The sequence below is a fragment of the Motiliproteus coralliicola genome, from assembly GCF_003345655.1.
In the GTDB taxonomy this organism is placed as follows: domain Bacteria; phylum Pseudomonadota; class Gammaproteobacteria; order Pseudomonadales; family Balneatricaceae; genus Motiliproteus; species Motiliproteus coralliicola.
Genome location: NZ_QQOH01000005.1, coordinates 109,745 through 127,550 on the forward strand (window position 1 = coordinate 109,745; position 17,806 = coordinate 127,550).

General features: G+C 58.4%; 20 protein-coding genes. 13 read left to right on the forward strand and 7 right to left on the reverse strand.

The genetic code is table 11. From position 1 onward, the window contains the following. From DV711_RS16785 to DV711_RS16810, 6 genes are all read left to right on the forward strand, one after another. The gene (locus DV711_RS16785) at positions 1-1,260 is read left to right on the forward strand and encodes an FTR1 family iron permease (RefSeq protein ID WP_114696892.1); all 1,260 of its coding nucleotides are present in this window, start codon (positions 1-3) and stop codon (positions 1,258-1,260) included. Positions 1,261-1,328: 68 nt separating this feature from the next. After that, positions 1,329-1,895, forward strand: coding sequence for a hypothetical protein (locus DV711_RS16790; protein WP_114696893.1), 567 nt, complete (start codon positions 1,329-1,331; stop codon positions 1,893-1,895). Between the two features lie 11 nt (positions 1,896-1,906). Then, a complete protein-coding gene (locus tag DV711_RS16795; protein ID WP_114696894.1) occupies positions 1,907-3,439 on the forward strand; it encodes a di-heme oxidoreductase family protein in 1,533 nt (510 codons plus the stop codon). A gap of 312 nt (positions 3,440-3,751) precedes the next feature. After that, positions 3,752-4,336 carry a hypothetical protein gene (locus DV711_RS16800; protein ID WP_114696895.1) on the forward strand — a complete coding sequence of 195 codons (585 nt, stop codon included), beginning with the start codon at positions 3,752-3,754 and terminating at the stop codon, positions 4,334-4,336. After that, the gene (locus DV711_RS16805) at positions 4,333-5,970 is read left to right on the forward strand and encodes a multiheme c-type cytochrome (RefSeq protein WP_114696896.1); all 1,638 of its coding nucleotides are present in this window, start codon (positions 4,333-4,335) and stop codon (positions 5,968-5,970) included. Before DV711_RS16800 ends, DV711_RS16805 begins: the two co-directional genes overlap by 4 nt. Beyond that, positions 5,960-6,379, forward strand: a complete 420-nt coding sequence (locus DV711_RS16810; protein ID WP_114696897.1) for a type II secretion system protein GspG — start codon at positions 5,960-5,962, stop codon at positions 6,377-6,379. Before DV711_RS16805 ends, DV711_RS16810 begins: the two co-directional genes overlap by 11 nt. Before the next feature lie 5 nt (positions 6,380-6,384). Here the strand turns inward: DV711_RS16810 and DV711_RS16815 are convergent, their stop codons facing one another. Beyond that, positions 6,385-7,083 (reverse strand): zinc metallopeptidase, encoded by a 699-nt coding sequence (locus DV711_RS16815; RefSeq protein ID WP_165840150.1) that lies wholly within the window; start codon positions 7,081-7,083, stop codon positions 6,385-6,387. Between the two features lie 160 nt (positions 7,084-7,243). Between DV711_RS16815 and ribA the strand changes: the two genes are divergently transcribed. Beyond that, positions 7,244-7,864 (forward strand): GTP cyclohydrolase II, encoded by a 621-nt coding sequence (gene ribA / locus DV711_RS16820; RefSeq protein WP_424398996.1) that lies wholly within the window; start codon positions 7,244-7,246, stop codon positions 7,862-7,864. A 194-nt stretch (positions 7,865-8,058) separates the two neighbouring features. Here the strand turns inward: ribA and DV711_RS16825 are convergent, their stop codons facing one another. Then, positions 8,059-8,502: a winged helix-turn-helix transcriptional regulator gene (locus DV711_RS16825; protein ID WP_114696899.1), complete on the reverse strand. Its 444-nt coding sequence runs from the start codon at positions 8,500-8,502 to the stop codon at positions 8,059-8,061. Between the two features lie 78 nt (positions 8,503-8,580). On the opposite strand from DV711_RS16825, the gene DV711_RS16830 reads away from it, so the two are divergent. Both DV711_RS16830 and DV711_RS16835 read left to right on the forward strand, forming a co-directional pair. Next, positions 8,581-9,000: a hypothetical protein gene (locus DV711_RS16830; RefSeq protein ID WP_114696900.1), complete on the forward strand. Its 420-nt coding sequence runs from the start codon at positions 8,581-8,583 to the stop codon at positions 8,998-9,000. Continuing rightward, positions 9,000-9,317, forward strand: coding sequence for a YciI family protein (locus DV711_RS16835; protein ID WP_114696901.1), 318 nt, complete (start codon positions 9,000-9,002; stop codon positions 9,315-9,317). The genes DV711_RS16830 and DV711_RS16835 overlap by 1 nt, the downstream gene beginning before the upstream one ends. A 69-nt stretch (positions 9,318-9,386) precedes the next feature. Here DV711_RS16835 and dxs read toward each other — a convergent pair whose 3' ends face one another. Genes dxs through DV711_RS16850 form a run of 3 tightly spaced genes read right to left on the reverse strand, consistent with a single transcriptional unit; the run spans position 9,387 to position 12,428 of the window. Then, entirely contained in the window at positions 9,387-11,222 is a 1,836-nt protein-coding gene (gene dxs / locus DV711_RS16840; RefSeq protein WP_114696902.1) for a 1-deoxy-D-xylulose-5-phosphate synthase, read from the reverse strand. A 45-nt stretch (positions 11,223-11,267) separates the two neighbouring features. Next, positions 11,268-12,173 (reverse strand): (2E,6E)-farnesyl diphosphate synthase, encoded by a 906-nt coding sequence (gene ispA / locus DV711_RS16845; RefSeq protein ID WP_114696903.1) that lies wholly within the window; start codon positions 12,171-12,173, stop codon positions 11,268-11,270. Between the two features lie 6 nt (positions 12,174-12,179). Further along, positions 12,180-12,428: an exodeoxyribonuclease VII small subunit gene (locus DV711_RS16850; RefSeq protein WP_114696904.1), complete on the reverse strand. Its 249-nt coding sequence runs from the start codon at positions 12,426-12,428 to the stop codon at positions 12,180-12,182. A 260-nt stretch (positions 12,429-12,688) separates the two neighbouring features. Between DV711_RS16850 and pomA the strand changes: the two genes are divergently transcribed. The 4 genes from pomA to DV711_RS16870 all read left to right on the forward strand — a co-directional run bounded on the left by pomA (position 12,689) and on the right by DV711_RS16870 (position 16,261). Then, the gene (gene pomA, locus DV711_RS16855) at positions 12,689-13,453 is read left to right on the forward strand and encodes a flagellar motor protein PomA (protein WP_114696905.1); all 765 of its coding nucleotides are present in this window, start codon (positions 12,689-12,691) and stop codon (positions 13,451-13,453) included. A gap of 42 nt (positions 13,454-13,495) precedes the next feature. Beyond that, positions 13,496-14,458, forward strand: a complete 963-nt coding sequence (locus tag DV711_RS16860) for a flagellar motor protein MotB (protein ID WP_114696906.1) — start codon at positions 13,496-13,498, stop codon at positions 14,456-14,458. Positions 14,459-14,533: 75 nt separating this feature from the next. Further along, positions 14,534-15,490 (forward strand): magnesium/cobalt transporter CorA, encoded by a 957-nt coding sequence (corA, locus tag DV711_RS16865; protein WP_114696907.1) that lies wholly within the window; start codon positions 14,534-14,536, stop codon positions 15,488-15,490. A 123-nt stretch (positions 15,491-15,613) separates the two neighbouring features. Beyond that, positions 15,614-16,261: a glutathione S-transferase family protein gene (locus DV711_RS16870; RefSeq protein WP_114696908.1), complete on the forward strand. Its 648-nt coding sequence runs from the start codon at positions 15,614-15,616 to the stop codon at positions 16,259-16,261. Between the two features lie 50 nt (positions 16,262-16,311). On the opposite strand, the gene dtd is transcribed toward DV711_RS16870, so the two are convergent. Together dtd and pip are read right to left on the reverse strand one after the other, a co-directional pair. Continuing rightward, complete coding sequence (gene dtd, locus DV711_RS16875) at positions 16,312-16,749, reverse strand: D-aminoacyl-tRNA deacylase (protein WP_114696909.1); 438 nt, start codon at positions 16,747-16,749, stop codon at positions 16,312-16,314. 54 nt (positions 16,750-16,803) lie between these two features. Continuing rightward, positions 16,804-17,754, reverse strand: coding sequence for a prolyl aminopeptidase (gene pip, locus DV711_RS16880; protein ID WP_114696910.1), 951 nt, complete (start codon positions 17,752-17,754; stop codon positions 16,804-16,806). Positions 17,755-17,806: the final 52 nt, after the last annotated feature.

Sequence of the window (17,806 nt, forward strand, 5' to 3'; positions counted from 1 at the left end):
ATGAAAAGAGAGCAGGGATCAGCCTGGGAAGGAGCGTTCAGTGACAGGGGGTCGGCAGCATGGGCGAGCCGGTTGCGTGGTCTGTTGCTGATGCTGGGGTTGCTGCTGGGCTCCACTGCCTGGGCGGAAGCGACCGATTACCCTCTGGTGATGTCGCAGGTGATCGAGCGCGGTGATCGGGCGGTGGCCGGATACAGTCCCGATGAGGCGGTGCGCTACGGTAACGAGTTCTCCGATCTGTATTTTGGCGGCTTTGAAGGAATGGGGCTGGAGTTTGCCGTGGCGCAGGCCGACCAGCAGGCGATGTTGGAGATCGAGATGGCGTTCAGCCGCCTGATCGGGGCTGCCGTTAGTGGTCAGCCCGAAGCCGAGGTGGCGTCGCTCTGGTCCAGCCTGCGGGCCCAGTTGGTTCGGGCGCCGCTGATCGACAACAGCGATAGTAGTTTCTGGTCGGTGGCGATCCAATCGTTGCTGATTCTGCTGCGTGAAGGGGTTGAAGCTCTGTTGGTGATCGCCGCGCTGGTCGCCTACCTGCGCAAGGCCGGCGCGGCGGACCGGGTAGTGCTGATCTGGATCGGAGTGGGTGCGGCATTGGTGGCCAGCGTACTGACCGCCTGGGCACTGCAAGGGTTGATTAGCAGCAGCGGTGCGGCCAGGGAAACGATCGAAGGGGCGACCATGCTGGTGGCGGCGGTACTGCTCAGTTATGTCAGCTTCTGGCTGTTTTCCCGCCGAGAGATGCAGCAGTGGCAGGGCTTTATCCACAACAAGCTCGGTGATGCGGTCAGCAGCGGCAGCCTGATGGCGATCGTGTCGGTGGCATTCTTTGCCGTCTACCGGGAGGGGGCGGAAACCATCCTGTTCTATCAGGCGCTGGTGGCCGATGTCGGTGACAGCTTGGAGCCGATTGCGGCCGGTTTCGGACTCGCGCTGCTGTTGCTGGGCGTGGTCTACCTGGCGATCTTCCAGCTATCGGTACGTTTGCCGTTGAAGCAGTTCTTTTCCGGTACCGCGGCGTTGCTGTTTGTGTTGGCGGTCGTATTTGCCGGCAAGTCGGTGCTGGAGTTGCAGGTGGCCGGTTGGATTCCCAACACCTACCTGGAGGGTTTGGCTACGGTCGGTTGGCTGGGGATTTTTCCGAGCCTCGAATCCCTGGCGTTGCAGGCCGTCTTTATTGCCGTACCGGTGCTGGCGTGGATGCTGACACTGAAAAAGCGCCGTGCCGATGAGGTTGGTGCGCAAGCTAAGCCCCAATCATAACCGATTCCAACTGAATTCTTGTCCTGGATGTTTCCAGACTGAAACCTCGCTTGTGGGAGTGAAATCACATGTACTTATCTGAACTTTCATGGCTTTACAGCGCCCAGCTGGTCCGCTTTCTGGCGGTCGGGCTTTGTCTGGGTACGTCGACCTGCGTGATGACGCTGTATTTCTGCATGGTGGCCAAGGGGCATACCGAGCCGGCCGAGAAGCGGATCCTACATATTCTCTACACCATCCTGCGGGTCGGGATGGCGTTGGCGTTGCTGACCGAGCTGACCAACCTGATCTACTACTACCACGTCGATAACTTCGTCTACTGGACCGACAACCCCGAGTTGTTGATGCGGCTGACAATCTTTGCGGTGATCTGTACCAATGCGCTGGCGATGCAACATCGTAAGATCACCATGTGGCTGGGTCCGGTCTTTGCCGGTGGATCCTGGTACGCCTATTTCTTCTTCAGCGTCTGGATCGAAACCGAGAGCACCTATTCGACGCTGTTGCTGGGGTACCTGGGTTGGTTGTTGTTCATGTTCGTATTCCTGGCCTGCCTGCGTCTGTTCCTGACCCGCAACCAAAGCAGCCGCTTGGGTGATGGGGCTCGGGCTGACCAATTGGCTTCGGCCAGCTGAGGGGGTGACGGATGACAACGGCAACGACGACCGAAGCGCCCGCAGAGAAACCCAGTAGCTCCCTATTCCTGAAGATAGGAGTCGGGGTGCTGGTGGTGGCGCTTAGCGCGCTCGGCTACCAAGCGTACCTGACGGTTTGGGCTCCCTACGCGGCCTATGAAGACCCGGATATCATGGGCTATCTGGAGCAGGAGAACCCCAAGAGCCTCTCCGGTGGCGATACCACTCACTTCCACTCCAGCAGCGGCGAGACCTTCGCCCAGGAGATCCCCAATATGGGCTGGGGGTTGTCGGCGGCCTTTGACCGGGGCGATGGCTTCTTTGAGCGACCGCTGCAAGCGGCACTGCCGGAGGGCTTTTCCAGCAATAACGATGGCCTGGGGCCTCTCTACAACGCGGTGACCTGCGAAGGCTGCCACCCAGCCGATGGCCGCGGTCGTCCGCCGATGAACGAACATGAGCCGCTGTTGGAAGGTTTCGTGCGAGTCTCGATTCCGGGCACTGGTCCTTATGGCGCTCCGTTGTCGCCGCCCGGTTATGGTCATCAGCTCAGCGATAAGTCCGTCGCCGGTGTACCGCCGGAGGCGACCGTACGGGTCAAGTGGGTCGAGGCTGAGACCGGTGTGCTTCCCGGTGGCGAAACCTACAGCCTACGTAAGCCGGAATTCCTGATTACCAACCTGGCCTATGGCCCATTGCCTGCAGATACGATGTACGACATGCGCTTCGGCCCCCAGGTCTATGGCTTGGGATTACTGGAGGCGATCAAAGAGGAAGATATGCTGGCTTGGGCGGATCCGGATGATGCCGACGGCGATGGGATATCCGGCCGGGTTAACAAAGTCTGGGATCTGGAGCGGGGCGGCAAGGTGATCGGTCGCTTCGGCTGGAAGGCCAATTCCTACGATGTGCGCCAGCAGTCGGCGGAGGCCGCCTACAACGACATGGGGATGAACAACCCGTTGTTTCTCTATCGTCATGACGATCAAGCCATCAACCACAAGGCGCGCCAGAACTGCGAGCCGGAACAGAATGCCTGCCTGGAAGCGATCCAGGGTAAGGACTTCGAGATGACACCGGCGCAGTTGGTGGATGTGACGACCTATCTGCAGACCCTCGGGGTGGTGTATCGACGGGACGTGGACGATCCGGTTGCACTCAAGGGTGAGGCGCTGTTTGCCGAGGCGGGTTGTGGCGGCTGTCATAAGTCCAACATCACCACCGGCGAAACCGAGATCGCGCGGCTGGAAAACCAACTGATTCATCCGTACACCGACCTGCTATTGCACGATATGGGCGAGGGGCTGAAAGGCCGTCCTGACTTCGAGGCCAGCCCGACCGAATGGCGTACCCAGCCATTGTGGGGCATTGGCAAGGTGGAGCTGGTTAACGGCCATACCAACTTCCTGCATGACGGCCGGGCCCGCAATATTCAGGAAGCGATCCTGTGGCATGGCGGTGAGGCCGAGCAGGCCAAGCAACACTATAGGCAGCTGTCGAAGGAGGATCGGCAGGCGTTGCTGAAATTTATCAACAGCCTCTGATCACAGCGATCACCGACTGCCGACTTTACGGCGAGCTAGAACCACCAGCCGATTTCCGCGCCCTTGCGGGAGTCGGCGCAATTGGGGTATCGGTTTATGGATGGATACCCCGCTGAGTTTCAAGCTTAGGGCCGCTATATTGTTGCGCCTTTTTCGCATCGGACACGGCTTCTCTGCCGGATTTGACCTCTATCAAGGATCAGTAATTGATTCTCACTACTATTTGTATAGTAAGTAATTCTGATTCGTATTTGCTTTTGGTTCGTGCTGAATGAATCGAAGGCAGGTTTACTGCTCCAGTAAGAGGCCATCATGGGAATGTTAAATTTCACGGTTACCGGAGGTGAGGGTGATCGTGGTTTCGAGTTCTTCCAGAACCTGAAGACGCTGCTGTACGGTTTGATGTTCCCGATTGCGCTGACGATGGTCAGCGGTTTCTGGTACCTGTTTGTGCCGGCGGATATCAATTGGCAGGCGTCGCAGCTGATTTTGGTCCTGCACCTGCTGGGTGGGGTGATCTCCCTGTTGATCGTCATTCCCTTCTTCATCCTGCATCAGAAAGAGAAAAAGCAGCGTTTACGCTGGCTGGTTACCCCCTGGAAGCTCGGCAAGAAGTCGGATGAGAACGAGCACCAGTTTATCCAGCGACAGATCGGTTATCTGCTGTTGGTGCTGTTGCTGCTGACCTACGGTTCCGGGTTGATGATCGCGTTGCCAGGCCTGCTGTTTGCTTTCGACATGGTCGTGCTCTGGGAAAATCCGACTCAACTGCTGCTCGGCGCCGTCCATCGCTGGGCCGGCGGGTTGATGGTACCGGTATTGCTATTCCATATGCTGTGGCTGCTGCGGCATAAGCAGCCGGCATCTGGGGCCGTTGCCGCGGAGGCCGCCAAGTGAAAATTAATATCACCGTCACTCGGCCGATCCTGCGTTTCGCCTTCTCGGTGGTGGCCGTACTGCTGCTGTTTGCCGGATTGACGCTGTTCCTACCCAACCCCGGGGGCGACGGTATCGATTGGAAGACCGAGCTGCCGTTTTATTCGATGCCCTGGACCAATAGCAGCCCGTTCTACCCGTCCGAATGGAAGACCACCGATGGACATCTGGTGAATTGGCGCTCGGTGCCTTCGGCAACCTTCTGTGGTGAGTGTCATGAAAAAGAGTACAAGGAGTGGGCCTCGTCGATTCATGCGATCACCGGGCCCGATCTGATCTACGAATCGGCCATTCTGCAGAACGAGTTCGGCAGCGCCGCCGGTGGGGCGTTGGCAACGGAAAAGATCCGTTGGTGTGACGGCTGTCACGAGCCGTTGGCCATTCTGGCGGGTGAAGGCTCGCCGTTAACGGCGGTGGGGCCGAACGAGGCGATCGAAGAGGGAGCCACCTGCATCCTCTGCCATACGGCCGTCGAAGCGCGGCCCTTGGCCGGTAACGCCGGGCTGACTCTGAATATCAACGAGATCAAGCGTTATCTGGATCCGACCCTGATCATGGCGGCGCCGGAGCAACACGCCAAATCGATGCAGGCGAAACGGCATAACCCGATGATGGGCAAGTCGGAGATGTGCGGGACCTGCCATACCGAGATCCGCCCGGAGCGGATCAACGGTGACTTTCCGCTGCATTTTCAGGAAACCTTCGACGAGTGGCGTCTGAGCGAATACGCCGATCGTAATATCCAGTGCCAGGACTGCCATATGGATGCTGAACCGGCCCGTTACGTCGATGCGCTCAAGCGAGGTGAGCAGCCAGAACGGAAGATGTCGCACCGCTTCGTCGGCAACAATTACCTGTTGACCGAGTCCGACCTGCCAAAGCAGACCATTGTGACCCTACGCGGGGGCTGGGTTCCGGGAAGGAACGAGCTGATGAGCGGCGAAGAGTGGCTGACCGACTTGAAGAAACAGCAGGGCCTGATTCTGGATCTGCTCAAGTCGGCGGCCGATATGGAGGTATCCACCGGCACGCTGGAATCCAATGGCGCTCTACCGATCGAGATCGCCATCACCAACAGCGGCGCCGGCCATAATCTGCCCACCGGCCCGTTGGACCAGCGCTATCTGTGGATTGAGCTGAAGCTGACGGATAGCCAAAACCAGGTCGTCTATCACTCGGGCTGGTTCGACTGGGAGCAGGGACAGGAAGACCCGGAGGCGGTGCGCTACATCAAACGGATGTACAACGATGACGGGGCTTACAACGATCGTCATATCCTGTTCGATGTCAACCGGATGCACTACGAGCGTAAACCGATCCGGCCGATGGAAACCGATCGAATCGGCTATCGGGTGCCATTGGGTGAGGCCGCCAGTGGCCCGCTGAAACTAGAGGTCAGACTCTGGTACCGGCTGGCGTTGCAGCAGATTCTGGAAAACACCGTCGAGCAGTTTCCAGTGGAAGCCAAGCTGCTTGAAGGCACGGTGATCCCGCCGGTGGTGATGCTCGAAACGGTCAGCGAAGTTGACCCTGCCGAGGTATCCAAGGTGTGGGCCGGTTCGGGCGCCGCTAAGGGAGCAGATCATGGGGCTTAATCGGAAAGATATCTCACTGCTGGATCTGGTGATCGTCATGCTCTGTGTGCTGGTGGTGGTGGTGATCAGCGCCCACTATGTCGAGGCATTGGAGAGTCCGCAGCAAGCCGATGCCCGACGGGCTCGTGATGGCTTGATGATCATCGAGAGTGCCGTCGGGGGCTACGGGACCGATCGGGGAGTCGGGCCACCCAGCAGCGCGGCGGGCGGCTTGCAGGTGTTGGTCGAGGCCGGTTACCTGCCGGGCATTCCCGTCGACCCCTGGGGGCAGCCTTATCAATACCAATACCCGGGGGCCTACGACATCATGGATATCTGGTCCCGGGGACCCGATAGGGTAGACAGTGAAGACGATATCGTCAGCTGGGATCGCTACGGCAACCTGGTCCGGGATCTAGGGGTGAAGTAGCCGAGTCAGTCGAGCTGTGGAAGTCGAAACCCCAGCACCTTCAACCAGTGGCGCCCGTCCAGCAGGTTGGCCAGCGCATAAGCGAAGGGGCTCAGGGCGCAGGCGGCCAGCAGCTGTTTCACGGCGGGTCGATCCTGCTGCTTGATTTGCTGCGAGCGTACCAGCAAGGGCAGGGCATACTCGAAGCTGGCTTGCCATTCCAGCGGGATGATTATCAGGTGGACCAGCGCACCGGTCAGCATGCTGACGACGGCACAAAACAGCAGCGTGGCACCGATGCTGGGCTCGAGCAATGCCACCAGCGGTGACAGTAGCAGTGCACCGGAGCCGATCTGCTCCCCCTGCTCGGCCAGATGCAGCAGTCCGGCCCGAAACCGTCCGGCGGCGGCCTTGCGATGGTCCTGCCAGGCGTGGCCCACCTCGTAGGCGGCTTTAACCAGCGCCGTCAAACTGTGGTTATTCATGCAGTTGGGGCTGAGGCAAACCGCCTTGCTGTCAGAATCGTAATGGCTGCGATGTTGCGTTGGTTCCAGATGGACCTGGGGCAGGTGCAGCTGGCGAAGCTGTTCGCAGGCTAGCTCGCCGCCGCTGTCGGGCAGATCCTGCCTATCGCGGTTATGCTTAAAGAACACATAGCGAGCCCAGATCTTGGGTGCGGCCAGCACCACCACCACTGCCAGAAGAATCGATAACAGGTCGAACATGGCTGTGCTCCCGTTAGTCATCGAGCTATTTTTTGCTTGTTAGACTTTAGTATATATAGCAGGGATTCTGTGTTGGTCTAGGGTGCGGAATATCAATTTTGTTTAAATGGTCGCCAAGCCATTGTCCCGGTTGCTAGAATACAGCGCCGATTTTTTAGAGATGATTCCCGTGTCAGTCAGTTATATCGCCAGCTCCAAGCTACCCACCCCCTGGGGGACCTTCCAGATGCATGGTTTTGAAGACCAGCAGAGCGGTAAGGAGCATGTGGTGTTGACGTTCGGTGAACTGGATCCCGAATCTCCGGTGCTGGCACGGATTCACTCCGAGTGCCTGACCGGCGATGCGCTGTTCAGTATGCGCTGCGATTGCGGTTTCCAGCTCCAGGAAGCGATGAAGCGGATTGCGGATAATGGCAGCGGCGCCATCCTGTATCTGCGCCAGGAAGGCCGGGGTATCGGACTGCTGAACAAGATCCGGGCTTACCATCTGCAGGATCAGGGGGCCGATACGGTCGAAGCCAACGAGAAGCTGGGCTTTGCCGCCGACCTGCGCGATTACAGCATGTGCGTGACGATGATGGAGCACCTGGGAATCAAGTCGGTACGGCTGATGACCAACAACCCACGCAAGGTGGAAGCGCTGAAGGGTTTCGGCGTCAACGTGGTCGACCGTGAACCGCTGCAGGTGGGCAAGAACAGCCACAACGAGCAGTACCTGGCCACCAAGGCCGGCAAGCTGGGGCACATGATGTCCGAGCATCACTTCGCCGACGACGAATAATCGAGCAGACTTATCGCTCCGACCCAGTAGGCCTCGAACTTCTGGGTCAGCCTCCCATCAGTACCAGCCGGTGACTCTGGGCGCTTCTTCGCCAAACACCCCGTCTATGACCCAGCCGCATCAAGGCAGGGCTCGGTGGCTGAGCTGGCTCGGTAAAGCCTAAAGCTCAGTCGGTGGATCGTCCTCTTCGATTTCTAACCGGTTAAAAACTCAGCTTCCCAACGCTGGAGTTCAGCCAGCATTGCGGCCTTAAAGGCTTCCTGGCCTTGGTCCATCAAGTTCCTTTTTTCCGTGGGAATGTCGAGATAGTGCGCTAAATAGCTGTCTGCCCAGTAGACCAGTGGCGTCAGTACATGGATCAGGTCCTTACCCATATCCGTCAGGTAATAGAGCTTCCTGCGGGCACTTTCCGGATGGGGTATTTGGGCAACGAGACCTTCTCTTTCCAGCATTTTCAGGCGCTCGGTCAGGACGCTGGTGGAGATTTTCTCAGGCATCAGCAGCATGTCTTTGAATTCGTGAACGCCGAAAAACAATAGATTTCGGATCACAAGTAGCGTCCAGTGGTCGCCCAGGATATCCATGGAACAGGCAACGGGGCAGCCGGTTCGGGTTCGGTGTTCGATTTTTACAGCCATTTAAAATACTTGCATAAGAGAAGTGTTCTGCTATTACTTCTATTATAGAAGTAATTAGAGGGGTTCAAGGATAGTCCTATGGTCTCTACCAGAAAGATTGCTCAATTCGTTGCGGCTTATTTCGTGATCACCATGTGCTGGGCCTATCCATGGCATATGGTTCTGTTCCATGACCTGTATGCGGCAATAGGTGCGCTCCAGCGTACCGAGCCCCTCATGGCATACGGGATGTCGGCCGTTGTGCTCCAGGGCGCAGTGATTGGTTATCTGTTTCCCTATTATCTGGCGGGGCGTCCTTCGACGATCCGCTTGGGGGTCCAGTTTAATTTACTTGCGGGTTTGCTGACTTACAGCGTGATGGCGTTCGCTAATGTCGCCAAGTTTAACATTGAGCCGGTTTCCGTCTTCCTGCTGTACCAAACGACGTTTCAGCTGGTGCACTTTGTGTTGTCGGGAATCGCCATGGGCCTCATTTTCAAAAGCCGGAGGATACAGTAATGGCACAATTTATCTTTACCTATCATGGCGGTAGAAAGCCTGAGTCGCCGGAAGAGGGTGAACGAATGATGCAGGAATGGCAGCACTGGGCGGCAGGTCTAGGCCCGGCTCTTATCAATCCTGGGAATCCTGTGGGGATCACGAAGGTTTTGACGGCCGAAGGGCCTTCCGATCTACCTTCGCCCCATCCCATCATGGGTTTTTCCATCCTGGAAGCAGAGGATATGGACCAGGCACTGCAGTTGCTCGGTGGCTGTCCACATTTCCAGCTTGGTGGGACGCTGGAGATCTCCGAAATGATGGAGATGCCAAGTTGATGGCTTGGATAGGGTCAGCGTTAACCACGCTGACCAATGTCGCCTGAACCTGGGATCGCTACCCCGGCTTTATGCTTCGATTCGCTGTTGAATCCGTCTGATCAGCGTTTCCGCATCCAACCCGGCCTGTTGGCGCAACTCATCCGGTTGGCCGTGACCGATAAACTGATGCTCCAGTCCCAGATTCATCAGAGCGATCGATTGGTTGGTCCGAGCGGCCCATTCGTTAACCGCTGAACCGGCGCCGCCGGCGATGGCATTCTCTTCCAGGGTGACCAACAGCTGGTGGTCGGATGCCAGTTCGGTCAGTCGGGCTTCATCCAGCGGGACGACAAAACGCATATCCACCAGGGTCAGATCCAGTGACTCGGCGACCTCGCGGGCCGTCGGCAGCAGGTGGCCGAAGTTAAGTAGTGCGGCCTTGTTGCTACCCCCAGCGGTGCGAAGCGTGCGGCTTTGTCCCAGTGGGATTGGCTCAGGGTTCGGCGCCGGAGTTGCTCCCGGCCCTTTGCCGCGGGGGTAGCGAACACAGGCGGGTCCCGGATGCTGATAGCCGGTCTGCAGTAGACGCACGGTTTCGGCTTCGTCCGCCGGAGTCATGATCACCAGTTCGGGAATGCAGCGCAGAAAGCTCAGGTCGAAGCTGCCGTGGTGGGTCGGACCGTCTTCGCCCACCAACCCGGAGCGGTCGATCGCCAGCAGTACATCCAGCTGCTGCAGCGCGATATCGTGGATCAGTTGATCATAGCCGCGCTGCAGGAAGGTGGAGTAGATCGCCACCACCGGCTTGGCTTGTTGGCAGGCCAGCCCGGCGGCCAGGGTCAGGGCGTGTTGTTCGGCGATGGCGACATCGTAGAAGCGTTCCGGAAAACGCTGGGCGAACTCGACCATCCCGGAGCCTTCGCTCATCGCCGGCGTGATCGCCACCAGCCGTTGATCCTGGCTGGCTTGCTGACAGAGCCAGTCGCCAAACAGCGTTGAGTATTTGATCCCGGGCTGAGAGGGCGCTTCGGCCTCCTGCGGTGAGGGCATCTTGGTGATCGCGTGGTAACCGACCGGATCCTGTTCGGCCGGCTCAAACCCTTTGCCCTTGGTGGTGACCACGTGCAGGAACTGCGGGCCCTTGGCCTGACGCAGGCGACTCAGCTCGCCGATCAGGGCATCGAGGTCATGGCCATCGATCGGGCCGCTGTAGCTGAACTCGAGCGCTTCGAACAGCGCGGCGGCGGTGCCGGACTCGGTACGATGGCCGTTGCCGTCACGGCTGACCTGGTCGATGTCGAAGGCATTGCGCAGATGTTTGGCTAGGTAGGTCGCCAAGCCGCCTTCGTTGGCCGAGATCGACATATCGTTGTCATTCAGGATCACCAGCAGGTCGGCGCTGGTATGGGCGGCGTGGTTCATCGCTTCGAATGCCATGCCGCCGGTCATGGCGCCGTCACCGATGATCGCCACGGCGCGCTTGTCTTCACCCTGGAGCTGATGCGCCAGTGCCATCCCCAGCGCGGCGCTGATCGAGGTGCTGGAGTGACCGGTACCGAAGCAGTCGTAGCGGCTTTCGTGCCGTTTCGGGAATGGCGCCGGGCCATCGCTGTGGCGGATCCGGGGCAGTTGCTCGCGACGGCCGGTCAGGATCTTATGGGGATAACACTGGTGGCCCACGTCCCAGATCAGGCTGTCCTCGGGGGTGTTATAGACATAGTGCAGCGCCAGGGTCAGCTCGACCACCCCGAGTCCGGCACCGAAGTGACCGCCGCTTTGGGCGACGCTGTAAAGCAGGTAGCTGCGTAGCTGTTCGGCCAGCTCGGCTAGTTCACCGGGTTGGAGTTGGCGCAGAGTGGCCGGATCGTCGATCCGATCAAGCAGCGGGGTTTCGGGACGGCAACTGGGAAGCGTACGGTGCATAGAAACAGTCTAGTCAGTGGCCGGTGTAGCCGCCGGTGATTGGTATTAGTGGTCGCGGCTGATGATGTAGTCGGCGATCAGGCGCAGTAGCTCAGTATTCTGGGGCAGCGGCTGCAGTGCATCTAGGGCCAGTTGATGGAGTTTTTGGGCCATCTCGTGGGCGCCTTTGAGGCCAAGCAGAGCCGGATAGGTGGACTTACCCCGGGCCAGATCGGCCCCCTGGGTCTTGCCGAGGGTCTCGGTATCGCTCTCGATGTCGAGGATGTCGTCCTGGACCTGAAACGCCAGACCGATGGCGTTGGAGTATTGCGCCAGCGCGGCCAGGGTTTGCGGATCGGCGTTACCGGAGGCGCGGGCGCCCAGTTCAACCGAGGCATTGATCAGGGCGCCGGTTTTGAGATTGTGAACCCGCTCCAACTGCGCCAGTGTCAGGGTTTTCTCTTCGGCGTCCATGTCCAGCGCCTGACCTGCCACCATGCCGCTGGCGCCGCTGGCTCGGCTCAAACAGAGCAGCATCGCCAGGCGGTTTTCAGCCGCCAGTGCTGGGTCGTTGGCCAGCAGCTCAAAGGCCAGGCTCTGTAACGCGTCACCAGCCAGAATCGCGGTAGCTTCGTCGAAGGCGATATGGCAGGTGGGCTTGCCACGGCGCAGCTCGTCGTCGTCCATCGCCGGTAGATCATCGTGGATCAGGGAGTAGGCGTGGATACACTCAACCGCTGCCGCCGCATTGTCGGCTCGAGCAGGTTCGCCACCCAGCGCCTCACAGGCAGCGTAGACCAGCACCGGGCGGATCCGCTTACCGCCATTGAAGAGGCTGTAGCGCATCGCGTCCAGCAGTCGGGCCGGATGTCCATCGGGATGGGGGGCGGTTTCAAGGCTGGACGATAGCGCGCTATCGACCCGTTGGCATAGGGGTTCGATTCGGTTGGCGAGGGCTTGCTTGGGGTTCATGCCGGCTCAGTTTTCCACCGGCTCGCCGGTTTCGAAGTCGACCGCTTCGATCTGGCCGTTCTGCTCGATCAGTACCTGCACTTTCTGCTCGGCCTGACTGAGTCGTTGCTGGCAATCGCGGGTCAGTTTGATGCCCTGCTCGAAGGCCTGCAGCGACTGCTCCAGAGTCAGTTCACCCTGCTCCATCTGATCCACCAGCTTCTCGAGTTCGCTGAGGCTGGCTTCGAAATCGGGGACTTGGCTTTTGCGGGGCATAACGGCTGACTTCTGGACGGCTGAGGATTAGGAGCGCTTACACTACCTGAGCCCCCGGAGGGGGTCAATCCAGGCTGTAGGCGCCCGCGTCGATGCTGCCGGACGGGGGGCCATTAGATAACCAAAAGATAACGGGAAGATGCAGGGTATAGGTGATCTTTTATGCCGTTTTTTTGTTATGATCTTGCATTCCTTTCGCATAGAAATAGAAGCAAAACAGTAGCTTCTGTTGAATCCTAAGGTTTTAAGGGGGTTTCAGGGTGGATATCGCAACGCTGGTTGGCCTGGTCGGCTCATTCGGCATCATTATCGCGGCCATCATCCTCGGTGGCAGCGCGGGGGTTTTCATCAACCCGCCATCAATGCTGATCGTGATCGGCGGTACCATCATGGTGGTACTGATGCAGAATACCCTGGCCCAGTTTATCGGCTCCTTCAAGGCGGCCGGTAAGGCCTTTATGTTCAAGTCGGTATCTCCCGACGAACTGATCTCCGAAACGGTTGAACTGGCGGACGCGGCTCGTAAGGGCGGCCTGCTGTCGTTGGAAGAGAAGGAGGTCAGCACCGATTTTATGCAGCGTGGCATCCAGCTGCTGGTGGATGGTCATGATCCGGAAGTGGTCCGCACCCTGCTGACCAAGGATATGAACCAGGCCAAGAATCGACACGAAGTGGCGATCAATATGTTCAATACCATGACCGACGCGGCCCCGGCGATGGGGATGATCGGTACGCTGGTGGGCCTGGTACAGATGCTGTCCAACATGGACGACCCCAAGGCGATCGGTCCGGCGATGGCGGTAGCCCTGCTGACCACGTTGTACGGGGCGATGATTGCCAACATGGTATCTGGCCCGATCGCGTCCAAGCTGGTGGTGCGTCAGGAAGAGGAAGCGACCAATAAGGCGCTGACCATCGACGGACTGTTGGCGATCCAGGCGGGTCAGAACCCGCGCGTGATTGAGCAGATGTTGAAGAACTATCTGTCCGAAAGTAAGCGTGGCGGATCTGAGGCTGAGGCCTGATAGTCCGCACGACTGGTTGGGCTGCTGAGACGGTTTGAGGCAATGAGCGAAGAAGCCGAAGAGTGTAAATGTCCCCCACCCGGCTCCCCGGCCTGGATGGCGACCTTTGCCGACCTGATGTCGCTGCTGATGTGCTTCTTCGTACTGTTGCTGTCGTTCTCGGAGATGGACGTTCTCAAGTTCAAGCAGCTGGCCGGTTCGATGCGCGAAGCCTTCGGGGTTCAGAACCAGATCAAGGCCAAGGATATTCCCAAGGGCACCAGTATTATCGCCCAGGAGTTCAGTCCGGGGCGCCCGGAACCGACGCCGTTGAACGAAGTACGCCAGTTCTCCACCGATACCTCCAAGCGCAATCTCGATGTGCGTCGTCAAGAAGGCCGAGCTGAGTTCCTGGATATGGACGCCGGTGAGCTGCAGGAGCTGTTGCGGCAGATGAAGGAGGAGGAAGCGCAGCAGGAGCAGAATCGTTCCGAAGCCGAACAGGATGCGCTCACCATGGCGCTGGCGCTGCAAAAAGAGATCGGTGAAGGCAGTGTTGATGTGGAAACCCGCGACGGCAAGGTGATTATCCGGGTCAAGGAGAAGGGCTCATTCACATCCGGTGCGGCCGAGTTGAATGCCGAATTTGTACCGATCATCTCCAAAATTCGAGACGTGCTGCTGGGTATCAAGGGTATGGTGGCAGTCGAAGGCCACACCGATAACATTCCGATCTCGACTGCGGAGTTCCAGTCCAACTGGGGTTTGTCGGCGGCACGAGCGCTGTCGGTGGCGCAAGAGCTGTTTGCCGATCCGCGGATCGATCAATCTCGTTACGAGGTGTCGGGTTATGCCGACTCCAAACCGCTGGTTCCAAACAATTCAGCCGAGAACCGCTCGATCAACCGGCGGGTCGAGATCGTGATCCAAAAGGGCAAGGACGAAGAGCTGTTCAACCGCTTACCTGCCGGAACTGGCGGTATCGAGGTCGAAGGTTTGGATCTAAATCCTTCGGAAATTTTCTAACTAGAATCTGCTAACAGATTCTAAACTGTATCCAGATTAGCCACGTCGCCTGATCGGCGGCTTTGGAGTTCATCAATGCTTCGTGTCTTTGGTATCCACAACGGTCGACTGGCCGAGCAGCGGGCGCAGGAAAATGATGAACAAACCCCGCGCCTGGGCGAAGGGGCCTGGATCGATGCCCACGAGCCCAGCGACGAGGAGCGTGACCGGCTCGAGGCCTTTTTGCGGGCCGAGCTGCCCGAATCCGATGATGTCGAAGAGATCGAGGCCTCGGCACGTTATTTCATCGACCACCTCGGTATTCATATTCACTCACTGTTCCTGGCCCAGAGCGAGGGCCGGCATCAGACCGTCACCACCGCTTTCATCTTACAGCCGGATCGATTGATCTCGATCCGCGATGACGATCTGGCTGACTTCCGACTCCTGCGTCTGCGCACCCGTGCCGGACAGATCGAGGTCAACACCCCGGCGGAACTGCTGGTATCGCTGTTCGATCAGAAAGTCGAGAACCTGGCTGACCAATTGGAGGATATCCATACCGATCTGGAAACCGTCAGCTATTCGGTGCTGGAGGAGGAGGACTCGGCCTTGGACGATGCGATCGATCAGTTGGCCAAGACCGAGGACAGCAACGGTAAGATCCGGCTCTGTCTGATGGATACCAAGCGGGCGGTGGCCTATATGATGCGCCAGCTGCGTAATGCGCCGGATCTGCAGGAACAGTGCCGTGAAATCATGCGTGATATCGATACGTTGATGTCCCACAACACCTTCCTGTTCGATAAGATCAACTTCCTGATGGACTCCACCCAGGGCTTTATCAATATCAAGCAGAACCAGATCATCAAGATCTTCTCGATCGCCGCCGTGGTGTTCCTGCCGCCGACCATGATCGCCAGTATCTACGGGATGAACTTCCAGTTTATGCCGGAGCTGGCCTGGGAGTTGGGTTATCCCTGGGCGCTGCTGTTGATGGTGCTGGCCGGGATCGCTCCCTACCTCTACTTCAAGCGTAAAGGCTGGCTGTAAGCGCCAGTTTCCAAAGATGTTTTCTATAAGCGGCGTCCAGGTGGCGCCGTTTGCGTTGTTGCCGATGCGGGACTAAGCTGAATCGCCGATCAGCTTTGAGAGCAATAACAATAGGAACCTATCATGATCAAGGTGTTTGGATACCCTAATACCCGCTCGTTACGGATCACCTGGCTGCTGGAAGAGCTGGGGTTGGATTACGATTACCAACTGGTTGACCTGGCTAAGGCTGAACACCACTCGGACTGGTACCGGGCGATCAACCCCAACGGCAAGGTGCCGGCGATCAACGATGGCGATCTGGTGATGTTCGAATCCGCTGCGATTGCCAGCTACCTGGCGGATAAATACGGCGACAACCGGATGATTCCCGAAGTCGGTACGCTCGAACGGGGATTGTACGAGCAGTGGAATCGCTATGCCGTTTGCGAGCTGGAGCAGCCGCTTTGGACCATCGCCAAGAGCAAGTTTGCGTTGCCCAAGGAGCATCGGGTAGCGCAGATCCAGCCGACCAGTGTGTGGGAGTTTCAGCAGGCGCTGAAGGTTCTCAGTCAGGGGCTGGGTGACAACGATTATCTGGTCGGTAACCGGTTCACGGTCGCCGATATCCTGGTGGCGCAGACCCTGCAGTGGGGAGTGGTGTTCAAGCAGACCATTGAGCAACCCAACCTGCAGGCCTATCGGGAGCGGATGCTGGCCCGGCCGGCTGTGGCGCGAGCCATGCAGCGCGAAGCCGACGCCTTGGCGAATCAGCAGCAAACAGAAAGCTAATTTGACAAGCTTTTATCGGGTTCTGCAAATCAAAAGCCAGTTTTGATTAATCAGCTTTCCAGCATGAAGGTGACCGGACCATCGTTGAGCAGCGCCACCTTCATATCGGCGCCGAAACGACCGGTTTCCACCGTTGGGTGGAGTCGGCGTGCCTGTTCGACGAAATAGTCGTACAACTCCTCGCCCAGCGCCGGAGGGGCGGCACTGGAGAAGCTGGGCCGCAGCCCTTTACGGGTGTCGGCGGCTAGGGTGAACTGCGAGACTACCAGCAGACCACCGCCGGTCTGGCTCAGGCTCAGGTTCATCTTGTCATCCGCGTCGGCGAAGATGCGGTAAGCCAGTACCTTCTTCAGCAGCTTGTCGGCGCTGGCCTGATCGTCGCCTTTCTGGACCCCCAGCAGCAGCAGAATACCGGGGCCGATCTGGCCGTTAACTTCATTGTTGATGGTGACGGAGGCCTGGCTGACACGTTGAATCAGGGCGAGCATGGGGTTCCTTAACTGCAAGGTTCGGTGTGCTGTTGGGCGAGTGATTCTACCAGCTTAAGCCAGCCGCAGCGCAAACTGGTTGGTGGCTTTGATCAGGTTGTCGGTGATGCCCGGCTCTAGCGCCGAATGTCCGGCATCGCGGACGATATGGAGCTCGGCGGTGGGCAGTTTCTCATACAGTGCATAGGCCTGGTTGATCGGGCAGACCATATCGTAGCGACCATGGATGATGATGGTCGGAATATCCTGGATTCGAGCGGCATGATCAAGAATCTGGTTCGGCTCGATAAAGGCGTTGTTGACGAAATAGTGCGCCTCGATACGGGCCATCGCCAGGGCCACATGGGGATCGCTGAAGTGGGTCACCAGCGAATTGCTCGGATTCAGGGTCGAACAGCGCGCCTCCCAGGTCGACCAGGCTTTGGCGGCGGCCATGCGGGCCAGTTCGTTATCCGAGGTCAGGCGGCGGTAGTAGGCGCCGACGAAATCCTGTTGTTCCTCCGCCGGTATCTGGGCGGCGTAATCTTCCCAGAAGTCCGGGTAGATATGGTTGGCCCCCTGCTGGTAAAACCAGCGTATATCCTGTTCGCGACACAGGAAGACACCGCGCAGAATCAGACCGTTGACCTGCTTGGGATGGGTCTGGGCGTAGAGAAGGCTTAGGGTTGCCCCCCAGGAGCCCCCGAACAGCAGCCAGCTGTCGATGTCCAGATGCTGACGGATCGCCTCGATATCGTTGATCAGCAGCTCGGTGCGGTTGCCCTCCAGTTCGGCATGGGGCTTGGAACGGCCGCAACCGCGCTGATCAAACAGGATGATGCGGTATTTTTCCGGATCAAAAAAACGGCGATTGAAGGGGCTGGTGCCGCCGCCGGGACCGCCATGCACGAACAGCACTGGACGACCATTGGGGTTGCCGCTCTCTTCCAGATAGAGACTGTGCCGGTCATCGACATCGAGCCATTGCTGTTTGTAGGACTGAATCTCAGGGAAGAGGCTGTGCATGACGTCGCTCCTGCTAGTCTATCCCTTTGATAATAGCGGCAATGGACCGATA

Coding starts and splice junctions, on each gene's coding strand:
- DV711_RS16785 (WP_114696892.1), top strand. CDS start 1: ATGAAAAGAGAGCAGGGATCAGCCTGGGAAGGAGCGTTCAGTGACAGG.
- DV711_RS16790 (WP_114696893.1), top strand. CDS start 1,329: ATGTACTTATCTGAACTTTCATGGCTTTACAGCGCCCAGCTGGTCCGC.
- DV711_RS16795 (WP_114696894.1), top strand. CDS start 1,907: ATGACAACGGCAACGACGACCGAAGCGCCCGCAGAGAAACCCAGTAGC.
- DV711_RS16800 (WP_114696895.1), top strand. CDS start 3,752: ATGGGAATGTTAAATTTCACGGTTACCGGAGGTGAGGGTGATCGTGGT.
- DV711_RS16810 (WP_114696897.1), top strand. CDS start 5,960: ATGGGGCTTAATCGGAAAGATATCTCACTGCTGGATCTGGTGATCGTC.
- DV711_RS16815 (WP_165840150.1), bottom strand. CDS start 7,083: ATGTTCGACCTGTTATCGATTCTTCTGGCAGTGGTGGTGGTGCTGGCC.
- ribA (WP_424398996.1), top strand. CDS start 7,244: ATGATTCCCGTGTCAGTCAGTTATATCGCCAGCTCCAAGCTACCCACC.
- DV711_RS16825 (WP_114696899.1), bottom strand. CDS start 8,502: ATGGCTGTAAAAATCGAACACCGAACCCGAACCGGCTGCCCCGTTGCC.
- DV711_RS16830 (WP_114696900.1), top strand. CDS start 8,581: ATGGTCTCTACCAGAAAGATTGCTCAATTCGTTGCGGCTTATTTCGTG.
- DV711_RS16835 (WP_114696901.1), top strand. CDS start 9,000: ATGGCACAATTTATCTTTACCTATCATGGCGGTAGAAAGCCTGAGTCG.
- dxs (WP_114696902.1), bottom strand. CDS start 11,222: ATGCACCGTACGCTTCCCAGTTGCCGTCCCGAAACCCCGCTGCTTGAT.
- ispA (WP_114696903.1), bottom strand. CDS start 12,173: ATGAACCCCAAGCAAGCCCTCGCCAACCGAATCGAACCCCTATGCCAA.
- DV711_RS16850 (WP_114696904.1), bottom strand. CDS start 12,428: ATGCCCCGCAAAAGCCAAGTCCCCGATTTCGAAGCCAGCCTCAGCGAA.
- DV711_RS16860 (WP_114696906.1), top strand. CDS start 13,496: ATGAGCGAAGAAGCCGAAGAGTGTAAATGTCCCCCACCCGGCTCCCCG.
- corA (WP_114696907.1), top strand. CDS start 14,534: ATGCTTCGTGTCTTTGGTATCCACAACGGTCGACTGGCCGAGCAGCGG.
- DV711_RS16870 (WP_114696908.1), top strand. CDS start 15,614: ATGATCAAGGTGTTTGGATACCCTAATACCCGCTCGTTACGGATCACC.
- dtd (WP_114696909.1), bottom strand. CDS start 16,749: ATGCTCGCCCTGATTCAACGTGTCAGCCAGGCCTCCGTCACCATCAAC.
- pip (WP_114696910.1), bottom strand. CDS start 17,754: ATGCACAGCCTCTTCCCTGAGATTCAGTCCTACAAACAGCAATGGCTC.